Origin of the sequence: Oceanobacillus alkalisoli, assembly GCF_021556485.1 — a bacterium.
Lineage (GTDB): Bacteria > Bacillota > Bacilli > Bacillales > Amphibacillaceae > Oceanobacillus > Oceanobacillus alkalisoli.
This window is the reverse complement of record NZ_JAKGBW010000001.1, coordinates 33,014-50,858: the sequence shown is the minus strand read 5'-3', so window position 1 is coordinate 50,858 and position 17,845 is coordinate 33,014. Positions and strand designations below refer to the sequence as shown.

30 protein-coding genes are annotated in these 17,845 nt (G+C 36.6%); all 30 read left to right on the top strand.

What is annotated here, in order from left to right:
* Window positions 1-49 precede the first annotated feature (49 nt).
* On the top strand, window positions 50-334 hold the full coding sequence (locus LZD48_RS00345; protein ID WP_235760747.1) for a helix-turn-helix domain-containing protein: 285 nt from the start codon (window positions 50-52) through the stop codon (window positions 332-334).
* 26 nt (window positions 335-360) lie between these two features.
* On the top strand, window positions 361-645 hold the full coding sequence (locus tag LZD48_RS00340; protein WP_310739753.1) for a hypothetical protein: 285 nt from the start codon (window positions 361-363) through the stop codon (window positions 643-645).
* Between the two features lie 364 nt (window positions 646-1,009).
* Window positions 1,010-1,216, top strand: coding sequence for a hypothetical protein (locus tag LZD48_RS00335; RefSeq protein ID WP_235760746.1), 207 nt, complete (start codon window positions 1,010-1,012; stop codon window positions 1,214-1,216).
* Complete coding sequence (locus LZD48_RS00330) at window positions 1,176-1,436, top strand: hypothetical protein (protein ID WP_235760745.1); 261 nt, start codon at window positions 1,176-1,178, stop codon at window positions 1,434-1,436. The genes LZD48_RS00335 and LZD48_RS00330 overlap by 41 nt, the downstream gene beginning before the upstream one ends.
* A 204-nt stretch (window positions 1,437-1,640) precedes the next feature.
* On the top strand, window positions 1,641-1,814 hold the full coding sequence (locus LZD48_RS00325; RefSeq protein WP_235760744.1) for a hypothetical protein: 174 nt from the start codon (window positions 1,641-1,643) through the stop codon (window positions 1,812-1,814).
* 277 nt (window positions 1,815-2,091) lie between these two features.
* Entirely contained in the window at window positions 2,092-2,514 is a 423-nt protein-coding gene (locus LZD48_RS00320; protein ID WP_235760743.1) for a replication terminator protein, read from the top strand.
* Window positions 2,515-2,516: 2 nt separating this feature from the next.
* Window positions 2,517-3,290 carry a hypothetical protein gene (locus tag LZD48_RS00315; RefSeq protein WP_235760742.1) on the top strand — a complete coding sequence of 258 codons (774 nt, stop codon included), beginning with the start codon at window positions 2,517-2,519 and terminating at the stop codon, window positions 3,288-3,290.
* A 63-nt stretch (window positions 3,291-3,353) separates the two neighbouring features.
* Entirely contained in the window at window positions 3,354-4,154 is an 801-nt protein-coding gene (locus LZD48_RS00310) for a hypothetical protein (RefSeq protein ID WP_235760741.1), read from the top strand.
* Window positions 4,151-4,429 carry a replicative helicase loader/inhibitor gene (locus LZD48_RS00305; RefSeq protein ID WP_235760740.1) on the top strand — a complete coding sequence of 93 codons (279 nt, stop codon included), beginning with the start codon at window positions 4,151-4,153 and terminating at the stop codon, window positions 4,427-4,429. Before LZD48_RS00310 ends, LZD48_RS00305 begins: the two co-directional genes overlap by 4 nt.
* Window positions 4,401-5,672 carry a replicative DNA helicase gene (gene dnaB / locus LZD48_RS00300; RefSeq protein WP_235761080.1) on the top strand — a complete coding sequence of 424 codons (1,272 nt, stop codon included), beginning with the start codon at window positions 4,401-4,403 and terminating at the stop codon, window positions 5,670-5,672. The genes LZD48_RS00305 and dnaB overlap by 29 nt, the downstream gene beginning before the upstream one ends.
* A gap of 22 nt (window positions 5,673-5,694) precedes the next feature.
* Entirely contained in the window at window positions 5,695-5,892 is a 198-nt protein-coding gene (locus LZD48_RS00295; RefSeq protein WP_235760739.1) for a hypothetical protein, read from the top strand.
* Window positions 5,893-6,144: 252 nt separating this feature from the next.
* Window positions 6,145-6,288, top strand: a complete 144-nt coding sequence (locus LZD48_RS00290) for a hypothetical protein (RefSeq protein ID WP_235760738.1) — start codon at window positions 6,145-6,147, stop codon at window positions 6,286-6,288.
* Window positions 6,289-6,305: 17 nt separating this feature from the next.
* The gene (locus tag LZD48_RS00285) at window positions 6,306-7,034 is read left to right on the top strand and encodes a DUF2786 domain-containing protein (RefSeq protein ID WP_235760737.1); all 729 of its coding nucleotides are present in this window, start codon (window positions 6,306-6,308) and stop codon (window positions 7,032-7,034) included.
* A 62-nt stretch (window positions 7,035-7,096) separates the two neighbouring features.
* Window positions 7,097-7,297, top strand: coding sequence for an XtrA/YqaO family protein (locus tag LZD48_RS00280; RefSeq protein ID WP_235760736.1), 201 nt, complete (start codon window positions 7,097-7,099; stop codon window positions 7,295-7,297).
* Window positions 7,297-7,764, top strand: a complete 468-nt coding sequence (locus LZD48_RS00275) for a hypothetical protein (RefSeq protein WP_235760735.1) — start codon at window positions 7,297-7,299, stop codon at window positions 7,762-7,764. The genes LZD48_RS00280 and LZD48_RS00275 overlap by 1 nt, the downstream gene beginning before the upstream one ends.
* Before the next feature lie 81 nt (window positions 7,765-7,845).
* Window positions 7,846-8,298 (top strand): ArpU family phage packaging/lysis transcriptional regulator, encoded by a 453-nt coding sequence (locus LZD48_RS00270; protein ID WP_235760734.1) that lies wholly within the window; start codon window positions 7,846-7,848, stop codon window positions 8,296-8,298.
* Complete coding sequence (locus LZD48_RS00265) at window positions 8,295-8,837, top strand: site-specific integrase (RefSeq protein WP_235760733.1); 543 nt, start codon at window positions 8,295-8,297, stop codon at window positions 8,835-8,837. The genes LZD48_RS00270 and LZD48_RS00265 overlap by 4 nt, the downstream gene beginning before the upstream one ends.
* 244 nt (window positions 8,838-9,081) lie before the next feature.
* On the top strand, window positions 9,082-9,606 hold the full coding sequence (locus tag LZD48_RS00260; RefSeq protein ID WP_235760732.1) for a hypothetical protein: 525 nt from the start codon (window positions 9,082-9,084) through the stop codon (window positions 9,604-9,606).
* A 167-nt stretch (window positions 9,607-9,773) separates the two neighbouring features.
* A complete protein-coding gene (locus tag LZD48_RS00255) occupies window positions 9,774-10,184 on the top strand; it encodes a hypothetical protein (protein WP_235760731.1) in 411 nt (136 codons plus the stop codon).
* Window positions 10,185-10,297: 113 nt separating this feature from the next.
* Window positions 10,298-10,810: a hypothetical protein gene (locus LZD48_RS00250; RefSeq protein WP_235760730.1), complete on the top strand. Its 513-nt coding sequence runs from the start codon at window positions 10,298-10,300 to the stop codon at window positions 10,808-10,810.
* Window positions 10,811-11,014: 204 nt separating this feature from the next.
* On the top strand, window positions 11,015-11,407 hold the full coding sequence (locus LZD48_RS00245; protein WP_235760729.1) for a hypothetical protein: 393 nt from the start codon (window positions 11,015-11,017) through the stop codon (window positions 11,405-11,407).
* Complete coding sequence (locus tag LZD48_RS00240; protein ID WP_235760728.1) at window positions 11,404-11,727, top strand: HNH endonuclease; 324 nt, start codon at window positions 11,404-11,406, stop codon at window positions 11,725-11,727. Before LZD48_RS00245 ends, LZD48_RS00240 begins: the two co-directional genes overlap by 4 nt.
* A 160-nt stretch (window positions 11,728-11,887) precedes the next feature.
* Window positions 11,888-12,151, top strand: coding sequence for a P27 family phage terminase small subunit (locus tag LZD48_RS00235; protein WP_235760727.1), 264 nt, complete (start codon window positions 11,888-11,890; stop codon window positions 12,149-12,151).
* A complete protein-coding gene (locus LZD48_RS00230; RefSeq protein WP_235760726.1) occupies window positions 12,148-13,818 on the top strand; it encodes a terminase TerL endonuclease subunit in 1,671 nt (556 codons plus the stop codon). Before LZD48_RS00235 ends, LZD48_RS00230 begins: the two co-directional genes overlap by 4 nt.
* A gap of 15 nt (window positions 13,819-13,833) precedes the next feature.
* The gene (locus LZD48_RS00225; RefSeq protein WP_438822736.1) at window positions 13,834-14,988 is read left to right on the top strand and encodes a phage portal protein; all 1,155 of its coding nucleotides are present in this window, start codon (window positions 13,834-13,836) and stop codon (window positions 14,986-14,988) included.
* Window positions 14,985-15,707: a head maturation protease, ClpP-related gene (locus tag LZD48_RS00220; protein WP_235760724.1), complete on the top strand. Its 723-nt coding sequence runs from the start codon at window positions 14,985-14,987 to the stop codon at window positions 15,705-15,707. The genes LZD48_RS00225 and LZD48_RS00220 overlap by 4 nt, the downstream gene beginning before the upstream one ends.
* Window positions 15,708-15,725: 18 nt before the next feature.
* On the top strand, window positions 15,726-16,889 hold the full coding sequence (locus LZD48_RS00215) for a phage major capsid protein (RefSeq protein WP_235760723.1): 1,164 nt from the start codon (window positions 15,726-15,728) through the stop codon (window positions 16,887-16,889).
* A gap of 67 nt (window positions 16,890-16,956) precedes the next feature.
* Window positions 16,957-17,103, top strand: a complete 147-nt coding sequence (locus LZD48_RS00210) for a hypothetical protein (protein ID WP_235760722.1) — start codon at window positions 16,957-16,959, stop codon at window positions 17,101-17,103.
* Window positions 17,104-17,261: 158 nt separating this feature from the next.
* Window positions 17,262-17,519: a hypothetical protein gene (locus LZD48_RS00205; RefSeq protein WP_235761079.1), complete on the top strand. Its 258-nt coding sequence runs from the start codon at window positions 17,262-17,264 to the stop codon at window positions 17,517-17,519.
* Window positions 17,494-17,841, top strand: coding sequence for a phage head closure protein (locus LZD48_RS00200; protein WP_235760721.1), 348 nt, complete (start codon window positions 17,494-17,496; stop codon window positions 17,839-17,841). Before LZD48_RS00205 ends, LZD48_RS00200 begins: the two co-directional genes overlap by 26 nt.
* Window positions 17,842-17,845 lie beyond the last annotated feature (4 nt).

Genomic DNA, 17,845 nt, shown 5'->3' with positions numbered 1-17,845 from the left:
TCTTACCCTCAATGAATAATATTCCAATTCAGAATAAGGGGGTGAATTAGTGAAATACGGTGCGATTTTAAAAGCGTGCCGGACTCGATCAGATTTAAGTCAGGAGGAATTAGCACATCGGTTACACATCAACCAGTCTGATGTATCTAAATATGAGAACGGCACAAAGGAACCAACTATATCTTTATTCCAAGCATGGTTGAACAATACCCAAGCTCAGGAGGTAATGGTTGCATACTTATATGGCCTTGACGGGATTGCAATTATGCAGCAATTGATTGAAAGTCTACCGACAATAAGTACATTGGGGTCATTACTTTTAAGATTTATGTAAGAAAAAATAGATAATGAAATGGAGGGATGATGGTGATTCCGGCTGCAGAAGTAACGGTGAATATTAACCAAGAACAAGTTAAGGATTTTATTGAGGAACAACTCCAAAAACAAATAAACCAGCAACTGTTTCTAGTGGATATTAACAAGTTATCTGAAATGACTTGTATGTCGAAGTCATTCCTGGAACAAGAGATTCTCCATGATCCACGAATGAAATTACTGGAGCGTCGAAAAGAAAAAGGGAAACGATTTTGGTTTTATGAAGAAAGCTTAAATGTAATTCGCGAAATTATGGATGAATGGCAGTAAAAAAATAAAAAAACGCGTGGACAGACGCTTAATGTAATGGGGGCATGAAAATGACTCATGAAAAAATGACAAGAGAACTGCAATGTTATCACTACTGCATGGATACTGCTTTTGATCTAGTTGAAAGTAAACAATATGTGAAGGCAGCTGGATATTGAGATTTTAACAATGATTGATAGATCGAAGTTGAATAGGAACACTGGTGCTTCTGTATTATGCATTAATGACGGGGAGGGATTAAGTTGAATATAAAAGCAAACGAATGGTTAGAGATGAAGCCGATTGATAGGTACTTAGAAATCAGACGCGCTTACGTTAGAACACAATTAAAAAATAAAAAGGTAGCTAATTAGGAGGGGTTTTAGTGGATTGGAGCAAGTATACCGAGGATCTAACTAGAGAAGAACATCATATTTTTCTTCTCCATCTGAGTGGTGGAGTGCAAGGAATTGCGGAATATCATGAGGAAAATGGAGAAAGTGAAATTAAGTTAGCCTCTATAAAAAGAGTATTTGAAAATGCAAGGAGAGATGCAAAAAGATATGGGGATAAATATGCGAAAAAATTATAGAGATTACACAATCGGTGAGCTGTTGGATATGGGATATGAGATAAAAATGCAGAGATTTAATATCCCAACAATTAAAGAGGCTGAACAGGAAACGAGAATTTTCGATGGTGTAGAAATAAGCCTGGAAACTATTCGCCCTAGGGAAGATTGGGAAATGAATTTTTGCGTCGGAGAAAAAGAAAAGTTAAAAATCGTTAACAATGTGAAGCTAAAAAAATAACCCACGTTTGCAGACGTGAGTTACTAACTAATTTTGACGAATTAATTTAGTTAATTCAAGTTTACCACAACAGAATATTTTTGGGAAGGCTAGTCCTTCCTTCAGTGGGCAAGAACACCCCTTTTTTTCACACAATCCCCCTAGTTCTTGCTCGCTAAAGGGATGATTATCCCTTATTACATATTGGATTGGAAGGAGGATTAAATGTTGTATAAAATCGTCGGTCAAAACACCAAAAAAGTCTATGCGAAAGGTGATTATCGAGGGGATGCGTTGCGAAATTTGCAGCATAAATTTCCTTACACGAAAGACAATCATAGTAAGAGAGCGACGGCTGTACTTTATCCCGAACCTTTGCTGATCATGTGTAAGAAATAACCGTGGGTTTCTAACTAATACTGACGAATTGTAGGGGTTAATTATGATTGATACTTACAAGATATTATTGCCCAAGAGGATATTTGAACAGGCGAAATATGACAAGGACTTAAGGGGTTATATTCTGAATTACATGCTGCGTTACCCCCATTATGTATTTTTGTATGAAGAAAATGGGTTTGCAATATGTGAAAGAAAAGGAGTTGAATCTTAGAGTGCCTGCAGAGCCCATATTCTTTGAATCATATCAAATAAGCCCATGAGGAGGGACTGTAAATTGTCTCAAACAAAAAATATTCATCTACCTTTATCGCAACTTGGCAATGGATCCATACAAGGGAAACTAGACATTGAATTAGAGAAGGTTTTTGACAACATTCATGATAAAAACACCGAAGCTAAGCACAAGCGAACTATAACTATCAAACTAGAATTTCTTCCGGATGAAAATCGCCAAACAATTGCAGTAAACAGTGACTTCGTAACCAAACTAGCAAAAATTAAAGGAGTATCAACAACGGTTCTTACTGGAAAAGATATCAAATCTGGAAGGGTTGAGGCAAGAGAACTTAAGTCTTCCGTTCCAGGACAGACATATTTTGATGATGATTTGCAACAGAAAACAGATGTCGGTGATCCAGTGGATGAAGAGGAAAAAATAAAAGAAAAGAAAGTTATTAACCTACGGGAGGGTAATTAAAAATGATTAAAGACGCACTTCGATTTCTTATAAATGGTGGTATTAAGCCATCAGAAAGATTTGTTGACATGGTTGATGGAGATGGGATAGAACGTCATTTTGCAGTAGATGAAAGTGGTCAGCATAGAGAAATTAAACCTAGAATTGACCGGGCAGAAGAGACGCTAAACATTAATACATTAACTGGTTTATTAGATTATGTACATGCAAATATTGAAAGAATTGATCACAACTTATTTTTACAAGTTTATGATGAGAAAACAGTCCTTTTAAAGGGATTATTAGACAGTGAAGGTGGACGAGAAACTCTTGTAACAGCTAGAGCGATTGTTCCACAATTTAATTATGAACATTTTCAGGGTGTCGAAGAATTAATCGTTGGGCTGCAGTCTAATTTCGTATCGAATGAGGATTCCGGAGATAGGCCGAATGACCGTGGGCTCATTCTTAAAGTGATTGGAAACGTGAAGGAAGAAACTGTTCAGAACACGGGGGATGACGGCATCTCCCAAGCTGTAACAATTAGAAGTGGGTTATCAAGCGAAGACGATGTATTGGTTCCGAATCCGGTCACATTGATACCTTACCGGACATTTTTAGAAATCGAACAACCATCCAGTGAATTTATTTTTCGAATGAAAGGTGGTCCACGTGCTGCAATCTTCGAGGCAGACGGTGGAGCTTGGAGAAATCAAGCAATTATTAATGTCCGTGACTATTTGTCCGAACACCTAATAGAAGAAATTGAGAATGGAAGAATCACCATTATTGCTTAAATTCATATATCAAAAGGACCTTTAACCGGGTCCTTTTAAACACACCACTAGGAGGTACACAAATTGGCTAAATTTAGAATGGTTGAGACTGACTTCTGGAATGATCCAAGGGTTGTTGAGGAGATGACACCAGAAGATAAACTGTTCTTTTTATATCTTCTAACCAACCCAAACACGACACAGGTTGGTATCTATCAGATTACTAAAAAGCAAATGGCTTTCGACATCGGTTACTCCATCGAAAGTGTTAACTCACTACTAGATCGTTTCATACATCATCACGAAATTGTTATTTACAATCAGGAAACCAGAGAAATTGCTATTAAGAATTGGGGCAAATATAACCTAAAACGTGGTGGGAAACCAATGGAAGATTGTGTGCGTTCGGAATTGAGTGAGGTAAAAGATAAAAATTTAATTCCATATGTTGCAGAACGTGTTGAGAACATTAAGCTCAAGGGGTTATACGATACGTATGACGATACGTCCACGATAAGCCCACAAGAAGAAGAAAAAGAAAAAGAAGAAGAAGAATATACAGTCCGTGATTTGTTCAATCACTATTTATCTAAAAATATTATTAAACACATAAAAATAACGAATGCCATACGTTCAGCTATAAAAGCTAGATTAAGAGATTACTCCGTTGAACAGCTTATTCAAGCCATTGACAACTATGCAATTGTTTATTCCAGTGATGACTATTGGTTTACACATAAATACACGTTAGCTGATTTAATGCGTGATAAGGATGTCAGAAAGTTTATCGATGAGGCAGAGCCATTGAATAACTTCGCAAAACGAACTCCTCAAGGAGTTTCAGCTGCAAAAAGCAAGAGCAAGGAGGACTTTGATTTGTCATGAACAGAGAAAAAGTTTACGAAGTACTTAAATTAATAAGTGACGCTTATCCAAACTTTGACTTTGATCAGAGCAAGATTGATACCTGGGCAAGGTTACTAAAAAACCAAAATCCAGCAGTAGTCATGAATAATGCTGAGCGCTATGTTCTGGAAAACAAGTTTCCTCCAGCGCTGTCTGATCTAATTATAAAACCGCATGAAGCACATAATACAAATATTTTAAAAACCATTTCGGAATGGGAGCGTGATGCAGTTGGACGCAACCCTCGAAGCTGAGTACGGCTTGCTTGGCTGTGTTTTAAAGCAAGGAGAACTCATCAAAGAAATCACTTTACAAGAAAAACATTTCCACAATGCTAACAATCAAATTATATTTAAAACTTTACGAGAAATTGAGCAAGCAAACGAACCAATTGACCTAGTTTCTGTCGTTGTCCGATTAGGAAACACTAACTTATCCCGCATCGGTGGCAGAAAGCATTTATCTGACTTGATTAACAGTGTGGCCAGACTAGAAAGCTATAAGGCCTATGAGAAATTTATATTAGAATCTTGGAAAATACGTGAAGCCAGGAAAATTCAAGGGATGGAAATTCACAGCTTGGATGATCTGGCGGCTGTCGTTGAAAAGTACGATGAAATTGAGCTCGAAAATAATGATGATGACTATGATCACATTGAGGCAATGAGCCAGTTATATCAGAGCATCGAAGAGCAAGAGCCTGGGCTAAGTGGGATTGACACGGGATTCCAAGATTTGAACAGAATGCTAGACGGTTTCCAAAAAGGGGATTTAATCATTTCTGCAGCACGTCCATCCGTAGGGAAGACAGCTAAAATGCTTAACCACGCTAAAGTACACGGGGAAAACGGCGGAGTCTCTGCCATATTCTCGCTGGAAATGTTCAAGGACCAATTAAACAAACGAATGCTGTCCACGATTGGTCGTATTGATGGGCATAAGATGCGAAATCCGAAGCAATATTTTAATGCTGACGATTGGAGTCGATTCACAAATGCGATGGGGATTCTCAGCAACATGAACATGCATATCTATGACAAATCTGGACAGACCATTAATGAAATCCGGTCTAAAGTGAGTAAACTGAAAAAAGATTATCCAGACAAAGATATTTTAGTAATGATTGATTATTTACAACTGATTCGCAGTGATCGCCGTTATGAAAATAAAAATATTGAAGTTGGGGAAATCACTCGAAGCTTGAAAGAACTTGCTAGAGATATGGATGTACCAGTTTATCTTCTTTCCCAGCTATCCCGTGGCGTAGAAAGCAGACAAGATAAAAGACCTATGCTGTCCGATATCCGCGATAGTGGGAGCGTGGAACAGGATGCAGATGTTATCGAATTTTTATATCGGGATGATTACTATGATTCCAGTTCTGAAAAACAAAATATTATCGAAGTCATTATTGCTAAGCAGCGTAACGGAAAAGTAGGAACTGTAGAGCTTGCATTTCTCAAAGAATACAACTTATTCGCTGACTTGAAACATTGATGTAAAGAGGGTGGGTGAAGGAATGAATCTGAGGGAACTTTACACCGGGGCGATTGCAGAAAAATTCCACTCGCTCTGTTTATTAATTGAATTTCTCGTGTTTGAAAAACAAGTGCTGTCCTTTGAGTCCGATGCAAGAGAATTAGATTTATATTTCAGACCGAACAACCGAAGAAAAATGAATTATTTACTCCTTGAATATCGACAAAAAGTCGGATAGGAGGGAAAACTTGGGTACCGAGCAAATAAACGTGTACGAGATTCTAGGAAATGACACGGATCCAATTTATGAAAAAATATCTAAGTTAAAACAGGGAGAATCTATCCAAATTAAAGATTTAACTGTTTTTCTGAATCAATTCAAATTGTACGAGCTTTCGAGTGATTACCTGCATGAATGTTTTAGGAAAATGTGGGACTGTTATCAGTATGTTTGTCAGTTGCTTAATGTAAGAAAGGAGGAGGATAAAAAATGAATTGCTGCATAGATCCATACATGATTCAGGAGGATGAAGGAACATCTTATTGTGGTAATTGTTTCACCGAATATAATTTATCCGGCGAATATGATACGGATTATGATATTCATTACGGTGAAGATAAAATAATAGGTTGAAGGGGAGTGAGTGATATTTGGCTATTGTTGATGAAAGAAATGAAAAAGTAATAAGAAGAGTTAAAAGGCTCTTAGCTTTATCAGAAAATAATCCAAATGAAGAAGAAGCACAATCGGCATTCGTAATGGCCCAAAGAATTATGTTAGAAAATGATTTATCCATTTCCGAAATTGATATTGATGCTGATAATCAAAGACAGGTAGAGAGTGGACAGGTAACAATCCATAAAAAATTATATTGGTGGGAAAGAAAGCTTGCGAATATAATGGCGGGAAATTTCCGGGTTAAAAACTTTATAAATTGGAAGAGGCAACAGACTTCTAATAGAAAGAGCGCCATATGTTTTATGGGATATGAGTCAGATGTGAATTTAGCAAAAGAAATGTACTTATTGGCATATGAAGCTATTCTGCACTATTCAAATAAGTATGTTGAGGATTATTACATGGATCATTCCATAAATAGGAAACGTCGAATAACAATTGCGGTAAAAAATTCTTATATGAGAGGTTTCCTCGAAGGTCTTGAAAGTAAATTTGATGATCAAATAGAAGAATTAAGGTCGGAAGGTAATACGTTGATGGTGCTGATTCCTAAAGAGGTCGAAGAAAAGTTTGCCGAAGAAATAACCGGGAAGGCAGTACCTTTCAGGGTACCGTCTGTAGAAGAAAATCACGCCTACCATCAGGGATATGAGGATGGAAATCTCATTGACTATACCAAATCGACAATAGATGAGAAATAAAAAAAGCCAGGATTCCTCCCAGCCACTTCAAAAATAGTATACCATATATGGGAGGGTCCTGCATGAGATTACAAGATGTTGAAGTTAATCCGGTTACTAATAAGTTGGAAATTGATATAATGGATATACCTTCCAGTTGTGTGATAGTTATTTGTGATGGGAAAGCAAAACTAAGGGAACTCCCACCATTTGGCGAATATAAAATTGTCACACATCAAGGGAAAGTTAAACGGATGCGGAGGGAAGAGGGGGAGGAGTTTTAATGGAGTTATGGATAGCCCCAATATTTGCCTTAATCGGGACGGTGATAGGGGGATTTATTCCTGCAATTACAACTATTATGACCAACAAATCGACTACAAAACAAGCAAAAATAGAAACGCATGAAGCCTTCATCAGGAAAATAATGATTGAATTCGTTAGACCTTCTTGGGTAGTGTATAATGCAACTGACAATACTTTCGCATTTAAAGATTTTGCGAAGGTGCAAATAAAGTCAGTGAAGAATTTTTATGAAATGGAAATAATAAAAAGTTCACCGTTAGAACTACTGGAACTTTCATTGGACATAACAAATATCATAGAGAGATTAGACTTTGCGCTCGACTCAGTAGACAAGGTTAAACCAGAAACAAAACAAAAAGTGCTAATCGCATTGAATAACGAACGAAAAAGATTGAAAAAGAAACTAACAAAATTAGAGAATAAAATAAATAGAAATTTTATGTAGTTCTACCAGCCATCTGGAGGACACTAAGTAACGCTCATAGCGTTGTTTGGTGTCCTTTTTATATTATTAGGAGGGATTTGTATGCAATTGTCATTTAAACTACCTGAAATCGACAGAAATGGAACGAGAGCTGCAGTGGAATCAATATTAGAAAAATATCAGATATATTTACTGATGGATCCAGAAGAATTTGAACCAAAGATTACTTCATCCTTTAAATTAGTTTCCACAGCACCAAGTAATCAATTCCATTCTAGCACCGAAAAAACTGCAATTAAAAGAGTTGATACGGAAAGGAAAAGACGTGATTTCCTGAAAAGAATTCAAAGAGCTGTCAATCGGCTAGCCTATCAGGAACGATCTGTGATTATTAATCGTTATATGGCTGGTGATGATGTATATGATTATGAAGTATATAATGACCTTGGATTCAGTGAAAGGAAGTACTACAGAATCAAAGCCAGGGCTTTCTATAAGCTCGCCTTCATCTTACGTATAGAAGTTTATAAAAACAAGGATGGTGAGGCAGTATGAACTTTGTCCAGCCCATCCGGGACCCTGAATATATTAGGGCAATGAAAAGATATTTGAGGGAAAAAAGTGAAAGAAATTATATGATGTTCGTCACCGGAATAAATTCCGGATTGCGTATTTCCGATATTTTAAAGCTTAGAGTTCAAGACGTGAAGAGGCCATATTTTAATATCCTCGAGCAAAAGACGGATAAAATTAAAAGAATTGCAATGACTCCTTCCCTACAGCGTGAATTAAAGAAGTATGTTGCAGGGATGGAAGATCATGAATACTTATTCCAGAGCCGACAAGGCATCAATAAGCCAATCGGTCGTAGCATGGCCTACAAGATACTAAGAGATGCTGCAGAGTATGTCAGCTTGGACAGTGTCGGTACGCATACACTAAGAAAGACATTTGGATATCATTTTTATAAACAATATAAGGATCCAGCGCTGTTACAAGAGATATTCAATCATTCCAGTGAAGATATCACACTAAGATATATTGGAATCAACCAAGACATAATGGATAAAGCCATAAAAGACTTCAGAATATAGCACTTCTATTTAAATATAGAGGTGCTATTTTTATTTTGGCATAGGAATCTAAGGAACTCTTCAGTCTGCACATTGCTTAATGGAGGCTTGTTTCTTTGTTCTGGCTCTATGAGTTCTCTTCAAATAATCAACGGTGAACTCAATTTCCCGGAAGTGTGGTAGAATCAGGTGTAATAAGGGTTTTGCCTGTATTGGGGAGTTACACAGTATATAAGATATGGGTAACTGGTAAAGGGAGTAGAAGATGTTCAATTTTATAACGAAATTAATTCAAGAGTTTGTAAAGTATACCTCTAAATTTGTTCAGCAACTAGCGGACTTTATATATAAACCTATTAACATAATTGGAACTGCACAAAATGAATTGCTATCACAATTGTTTTCATTAATAACTGGAAGAAATAGCGGGTTAGAAAGATTAAACGAAAGTATTGAACAGACAAACAAATCTATTGAAGATAAGATAGAAGAAGCACAACAAGCATTAATCACTACATCTAGAGTGATTAATGAACTAAATGAATTAATAGATACCAATCAAAAAGAATTGAAGAGAGTAAAATCTGAATATGAACATATCAATGAATTAAATGAGATATCCTTAGAGCAAGCTAAACCTTTATTGAAAGAATTAGATAGTACAGTAAAAAAAGATAGCAAAAAGAACTTATGGATTAGTATTGCAATCTCATTTATTTTCTTTTTAGCTGGTGCAATTTTAGGACCCATAATTTATGATGTTTTCATCAGTTTTTTTAGTATTAAATAAGTGACAGACAAATGGCAGGATAATTGCAGGTTATAGGGAAATTAAACAGTTATGATTGTAGTGTCGAAAGAATTGCATAAACACGCTTCCCCTTTCACGAGCCACTCATAATCATTGGGTGGCTCAAATAATATTATTATAGTAATATGACATCAGGAGGGGATACGATGAAGAGGATATTATTTGTTTTAATAGCTGCATCGTTTTTGGTGGCTTGTGGAAGTAATGACAAAGAAGAAAAATCCGATGTAGGAAACAACGAAATGAATATTAAAGTACATGAAAACATAGGTGAAGAGATAGTTGAAGAGTCCTATGAGGCCATGAGTATAGTAGAAGAAGCTGTAAATAATGGAGCTGAAGTGAATCGAAAGATACTTAAAGATTACCAGGATAAGTATATTGAATTGTGGCATCATGAAGATGAAAGTCTGAGATTGACTAAAGAAGAAGCGAATCTATTCAAAATGACTAATACAATAATTGAGCTGTTGGATGATTTTGTTAATGAAGGGTTAGAATTTCCAAGTTCTAAGGATAGATTTTTAGAAATAATTCAACATGGAGATAGTGAGTAAATCAGGATGTAGTATCGAAAGAATTTGATGAAATACAATCCCTTCCCGAGCCACTCATAACTGGGTGGCTCAAATAATATGTTTATAGTAATATAGTGCTAGGAGGGGATGGCATGAGAAAATTACTATTTGTTTTAATTGCATTTTTATTTATAGTCGGTTGTTCAGATGATTATTCCGAAGAAGTTGAATCGGAGGAACCAGAAGATGTTAACACAAATGATAGTGAAGAGGTCGAAGAAACGGAAATCGAAACATTGGCTGAAAAAGATATTGAGCTGAATCTCATAGATAACGATGATCTAAAGATAGATTTATTGCGGGTTGCGCATGGAAGAGATGAATCAGCCGATTACGTTTCATTGAATATAGAAATAGAGAATAAACGAGATAGAACATTTGAATTATATATAAAAGAATTAAAGATAGATGGCGAAGAAGTCGATTCACTCCATATATGGATGGATGACGATGAGATTAAGCCAAGCGAAACTGTAACCACCAATATAAATGGTTATGAATACGAAGAGTTCACTGTGGAGGAACATGTCTCTGGAACAATAATTTATAACGATTATGAAGGAAATAGAAATGAAATCACATTTAGTGAATACGTAAACGAATGACACTTACTTGATTGTAGGTGTCTTTTTATTATGGGGAGGGGATGTCATTGGAAGTGTTATTAATCGACACAGGTAACCAACTGACTAATATCGGTTGGGTTTTAATCAAATATGTAACAATACCAATCGTGATTCTATTTATACTGGGTATCGTAATTAATAATTGGCATACAAAAAGAAAACTAAACAGGTAGGGGTGATAACATGAGTGAATTCCATTGCAACGTATGTGCAACAGAACTATCAACCGAACTCATTCAAACTGAAAAGAAATATGATATTGATGTTGCTTACGTTGATTGTCCAGAGTGTGACAACAGATTCAATATGATGTTCGACAACAAAGACACCACACGTATTAAGAATAAGATTAAGAAAGTAAAAGAGATAGAACACTACCTACAACTACAACTATACCGTGAGATGCTGCTAGTGGAGGATGAGTACTATAGACAGACCTACAATGATCTTCCTGTAGAGGAAAAGGAACTCATCGGTGAGTATCAATCTGATATAGATAAGCAGAAGCTAAAGGAATACAACAGGGCGATTAAAGATAAACGATATGACTTTAAAGACCTGTTGAGATTGATATGACCTATAGTACACCCGGTAGTAAAAAGAAATTCTATGGCTCGAAGGAGTGGCTGTGGTTACGGTGGCAGGCAATGAAGCGTGACAACTTCGAGTGTCAACAATGCAAGCGAGAAGGTCGAGTGACAATCGATTCAAAGAAAGAAGAAGGAAAGAAGAAAGAAATAGTTCTTAATGTTCATCATAAGAAAGAGATTGAAACTCATCCTGAATTAGCTTTAGAAATTGATAACTTAGAAACATTATGCATTACGCATCACAATATAGTTCATGGAAAAGGATTCAAACCGAAGAAAAAGAAATGGAATGACGAGAAATGGTGATACCCCCCTCAAAATATTTCGGCAAAAATGCGCCATATAGGGACCGAGGAGGGTATCCGAAAAACCAAATTCAGAACAAAACTACACGATAGGGGGGTGGGGTAATGTGACAGAACCACTTAGAGTTGACGTTGGTATAGATAAAATAAAGGATTCGCTCATGTCTCGCATAGACTATACTGATCCAGTTGAAGTTGAAAAAGTTGGTAGGTACTTGAAGCATATCGAAATGTATCGACGTATGGAACGGACAGTCAAAAGAGAAGGGGTATCCGTTAAGACTGAGAACGGAAGTCAGACGTTTGTAAAATCCCATCCCCTGTTAAATGAAATGAACAAAGTTAACGCATCTTTATTAAGTATTGAAAAGTCATTTAACTTCTTAGAAGGTAATGACAATCATAGCGCAGACGATCTGATATGATTAAACAAAAGTACGTTGAAGCGTATATCAATGAATACCGAAAAGGTAAGATAAAACTTAATAAAGAGCGTATCCGGTTAATTGAATACTTGGAAGAACATGTACTCAATCGTGATGATATATATTTTGATGAAAAACAAATCGAACAGTGCATTAAGTATTGCGAAAAGTGGTTTTTCCCTTTTCAATCATTCCAAAAGTTTATAACGGCGTTCCTGTTTCTAAAATATAAAGAAACGGATCGCCTTTTTTATCGTCGTTTTTTAATCATGATGGGTCGTGGTGGTGGAAAGAACGGTTATATATCTGCGATATCAAGTTATTTAAAAAGTGAATTGCATGGTGTTAAGAATTACAACATCTCTCTCGTGGCTAATAGCGAGGATCAGGCGAAAACATCATTTGAAGAAGTTTATAATGTCATAGATGAAAATGATACATTAAAAAAATCATTCCAACACGGGAAACAAAGAATAACAAACAGAAAAACTAAAAGCTTTCTACGATTCCGTACATCTAATCCTCAATCTAAAGATGGCGGCCGTGAGGGAATGGTTGTATTTGATGAAATCCACATGTACGAAACAGCAAAGACAGTGCGTGTTATGCGTGGGGGCTTAGGAAAGGTTCCTTTCCCCCGTGAAATGTACATTGGAACTGATGGTTATGTACGTGAAGGATTTATTGACAGTATGAAAAAACAAGCTGCGCGTATCTTAAAAGGGCAAGTTCCGAATGCCAACATGTTCCCATTCATTTGTAAGCTTGATGATCCTGATGAAGTAGATGACATGGATATGTGGGAAAAAGCAAATCCAATGCTAACCATCCCCTTAACTGACTACGCGGAAAATCTACTTGAGACAATAAAAGAAGAATACTTTGATTTAGAAGAAGATCCATCTGGTCGTGAAGAATTTATGACCAAAAGAATGAACTTACCAGAGGAGGATATTGAAAAGTCAGTTGCTCCCTGGGATGAGATTTGGGCAACCGGTTTTGAAACTGATTATGAAGAACCAAATCAAATACCTAGAGTTATTCCTAATTTAGAAAACAGAGTATGTGTTGGCGGTCTTGACTATGCACGAATTAAAGACTTTGCTTCAGTTGGATTACTCTTTAAGATAGATGGCAATTACGTCTGGAAAACTCATTCGTTTGTAAGGAGAGAGTTTTTGAAACAAGTTAAGCTGCAAGCGCCAATTGAAGAATGGGAAGAACAAGGATTATTAACAATAGTAGATGGTCCGGTAATTGATATTAAACATATTGTTAATTGGTTCGTAGCCATGCGACTGGAATATGGCGTAAATACAATTGTGGCCGATACGTTTAGATTGGATTTAGTCAAAACAGCACTTGAAGATGAAGGGTTTGAGCTTGTTTATATACGTAATCCAAAAGCAATACATTCATTGCTTGCGCCACGAATTGAAACTTTATTCGCGCAGCATGAGTTAATATTCGGAGACAATCCATTAATGCGGTGGGCAACTAATAACGTGCTCGTAGTAACTAAGAAAGACGGTAATAAGGAGTATTTAAAGAAAGATGAATTAACTCGTAAGACAGACCCGTTTCAAGCGTTTATACATGCCATGTTTAAGGCGGATGACATACTAGTGGACGAAGGGGAGTTTCTCTTGGCTGATATTAAATTTTAACAGAAAGGCGGTGATATATTGGGATTTTTAGATAAAGTTTTTAAACGAAATAAAGAGCTAGGTTATTCATTTGATCTTGATTTTATGGACTTATTCGCTGAAAAGTCAGAGCGAATACACATGAAACGATTAGCAATTGAAACTTGCATTTCTTTTTTAGCACGAACCGTTAGCCAGACTGAATTTAGAGTTAAGAATGGGAATGAGTATGTAAAAAGTGAACTTTATTACAGACTAAACACCAGACCGAATAAAAACATGACTGCTAGTACATTTTGGCAAAAGTTTATCAGTAAGCTAATTTATGACAATGAAGTTTTAGTTATCCAAGCTAATGATGGAGATCTATTAATTGCAGATGATTTTTATCACAAGAAATATGCAGTTTATGAAGATAGATTTACTGATGTAATAGTTAGGGATTATGAGTTCAAGGATTCTTTCAAACAATCAGAAGTCATTCATTTAAAATATGGAAACGAGAAACTGTCTAGTTTGCTAGATAGTCTTTTTTATGATTACGGTGATCTGTTTGGGTATATTCTAAAAGGACAAAAAAGGAAGAATCAATTAAGAGCCACAGTTGATATGGATATGTTAGCTGCCAAAAGTGGCGAGAAGCAAGCTAAATTACAGGAGTTTATCGATAACATGTACGAGGCTATCGAGAAAAAGGATGTTGCAATAATTCCACAACAGCCGGGATTTGAATACAAAGAGCAATCCGGTAATGGCATAGCTGGTCAATCTGTGGATGAGATAAATAAAGTTACTGGTGGTTATTTGGATCAAGTGGCAATTGCCATTGGAATACCGCCATCATTAATTAGAGGTGATATGGCTGATGTAGAAAAGCAAACTAAAAATTATATGTTTTTTTCTGTCTCTCCATTGCTTAAAAAAATAAAAGAGGAATCAGATGTTAAGTTTTTTACAAAAAAAGAACTTCTTAATGGCAATTGCATTGAGATTAGAAAGCCGTCATACAGGGATATATTTGATCTCGCTACTGCAGTGGATAAGTTGGTTTCAAGTGGAGTGTTCAATGGAAATGAAGTTCGTTCTGAGTTAGGTCATGAAACCACTGATGAACAGATACACAAGGAATACTTTATTACCAAGAACTATCAAAGTGGTAAAGAAGCGATTGAAGGAGGTGATAACGAGTGAAAAACATAAATATCAAAGGTCCTATTGTCGCATCTGACGAAAAATGGATATATGAAATTTTCGATATTGAAGCGACTTGCCCGAAAGACGTAACGTCTGTGTTGGATAATGCTAATGGAGAAGATATTCAACTCACGATTAACTCTCCTGGTGGAGATGTATACTCTGCATCAGAAATCTATACAGAATTAAAAGATTATGCTGGCAACGTTGAGTCACGAATTGTTGGAGTTGCGGCAAGTGCTGCATCTGTTATCGCTATGGCTGGGAAAGTTAAAATGTCTCCAACTGCACAGTTGATGATACACAATGCTTCCACCATAGCGATTGGTGATCATAATGAAATGGATAAGACATCTAACTTTTTAAAATCGGTCAATAAGTCCATCTCTACATCCTATCAACAAAAGACAGGATTAAACGAAGAAGAATTACTGAATTTGATGGATGAAGAAACATGGATGGATGCAGAAGAAGCAAAAGAAAAAGGATTTGTTGATGAAATTATGTTTGAGGATGCTCCGAAAGCTGTTGCTAGTTTACCAGGAGCGCTACCTAAAAATGTAATTGATAAAATGCGCACAGATGCTTTAAAACAACCAGAAAAAGTTAATCTCGAAGATATAAGAAATGTGGTTGCAGAAATGAAACAGGAAATAGTTAATGAATTAAAAAATGAAGAAAAACAAAAACCAGTTAAAAATAACTGGTTATTTTAATTTTAGGAGGAATAAGGAATGACAATTAAATTTAACAGTGTACTAGAAGCTAAAAATAACTTTGCTACGGTTAGCCAGGATCCGGAGGCTACCGCAGAAGATAAAACAGAAGCTCTTTCTAATTACATGGAAGCAATTCAGAAGGATGCAGAAAATCGAATTTTAGAAGAGGCGCGTACATTCGCGAATGATAACAACGTCTTGCAATCACGGGGGCAAAACGTTCTTACATCAGAAGAACGCAAATTTTTCAATGCTGTAATTGAAGAAGGCGGATTTACTGACGAGGATATCTTACCTAAAACTACTCAAGAACGCGTGTTTAAGGACATTGTAGAAGAACATCCATTCCTAGATGCGGTAGGAATTGAAAACCTTGGCGCAGTAACTGAGTTTATTTTTAGTGATCCAGAGGGTGCTGCTGTTTGGGGACCGTTATTTGCTGAAATCAAAGGTCAACTCAATGCTTCATTTAGAAAAGAAACAATCACTCAACTGAAATTGACGGCATTTATCCCAATTGCAAAGGATATGCTGAAGCTTGGTCCTGAATGGATTGAGCGTTATGTGAGAACTATCTTAACAGAAGCAATGCGAGCAGGTCTTGAGCGTGGATACATTGCTGGTAGAGGACCAGCGCAGAATGAACCTATTGGATTGCTGAAAAACGTTGATAAAGAAACTGGTGCTGTATCGGACAAGGCAAGTTCTGGAACATTAACGTTCAAACCAGGAAGAACAACAGTTAACGAATTAAAAGATGTGGTTAAAAAGCTATCTGAAAAACTTAATGCAAATGGGGAAGTTGCAGAAACTCCTAGGAAAGTAGAAAGCAAAATTGTGATGGTAACAAACCCATTTGATACATTTGACATTAAAGCGAACGCGACAACTCAAAATACTAGCGGTGCATACGTAACTAACTTGCCATTCAATCCAATCATGACTGAATCAGCATATGTGCCACAAGGTAAAGTGTTGTTTTTTGTTAAAGGAGAATATATTGCAGCAGTTGGTGGCGGAATTGATATTCAACGTTATAAAGAAACTCTAGCGCTTGAAGATGCAGATGTGTTTATTGCTAAACAGTTTGCAACAGGTAAACCCGTAGATAATAACGCAGCACAAGTTTACGACTTGGATGTTGATATATCTGATGAAGAAGGAAACGACACACCCTAATAATCCGCCTGCAATCGGACAGGCGGAAATTGGAAAAGATTTTGAAATACAATAAGAGGTGATATAAATGGCTACAAAAGAAGAATTAAAAGAAAAGTTTAGCACTGGTAAGATTCCTACCGGTGCTGATTTTGCTGAATTAATTGATGGTGTTGAAGGTCCTCAAGGTCCGGCTGGTAAAGACGGTGGACAAGGACCGAAAGGCGACAAGTGAGATAAAGGTGAACCCGGCGAAAAAGGCGCGGATGGTAAAGACGCCGAACCCCAATTCACTCCGGAACAAGTAGAGGCTATACTTGCATTGATTGATGGTGAAGAAGGCGGGTGATTTAAGTGATCACTGATGAAATTGTAAAAGATTTTAAAGAGAGAATGCATTTAGGAGACTTTGAGGACGACAACTTAAAGAGCATACTAAGTGCTTCGTATGAGGACTTAAAAGAAACATGCGGCAACTATACACTAGAAGACGAGACGTTCAAGGAATTGGTCTTTGAGCGCTCTCGTTATGTTTATAATGATGCTCTTGAGTACTTCGAGGAAAACTTTTTAACGAGAATCAATACGTTGTCTATGCGAAAAGCCTTGGAAAAGGGTGATTCAGATGAAGCAGAACAAATACAATCCTAATTTTCATACGGGCTTATTTCGCAATCGAATATCAATTATTCAAATGGTTGATACAGAAGATGAACTTGGTAATCAAATTGAAAAACCCGAAGAGTTTACAAAAGCATGGGCAATGATTAAGACGTTGAAAGGATCAGAGTATTTAAAAGCGGCCGCAGTTCGTGCCGAAAAGATATATCGTTTTATCATCCATTACACACCAGGCATCACTAACAAGATGGTTGTAAAATATGACAATCGCACGTTTGACATTATTGAACCACCTACCAATGATGATGAGATGGATCGTACACTTACCATCATCGCAAAAGAAAGGTTGTGATGAT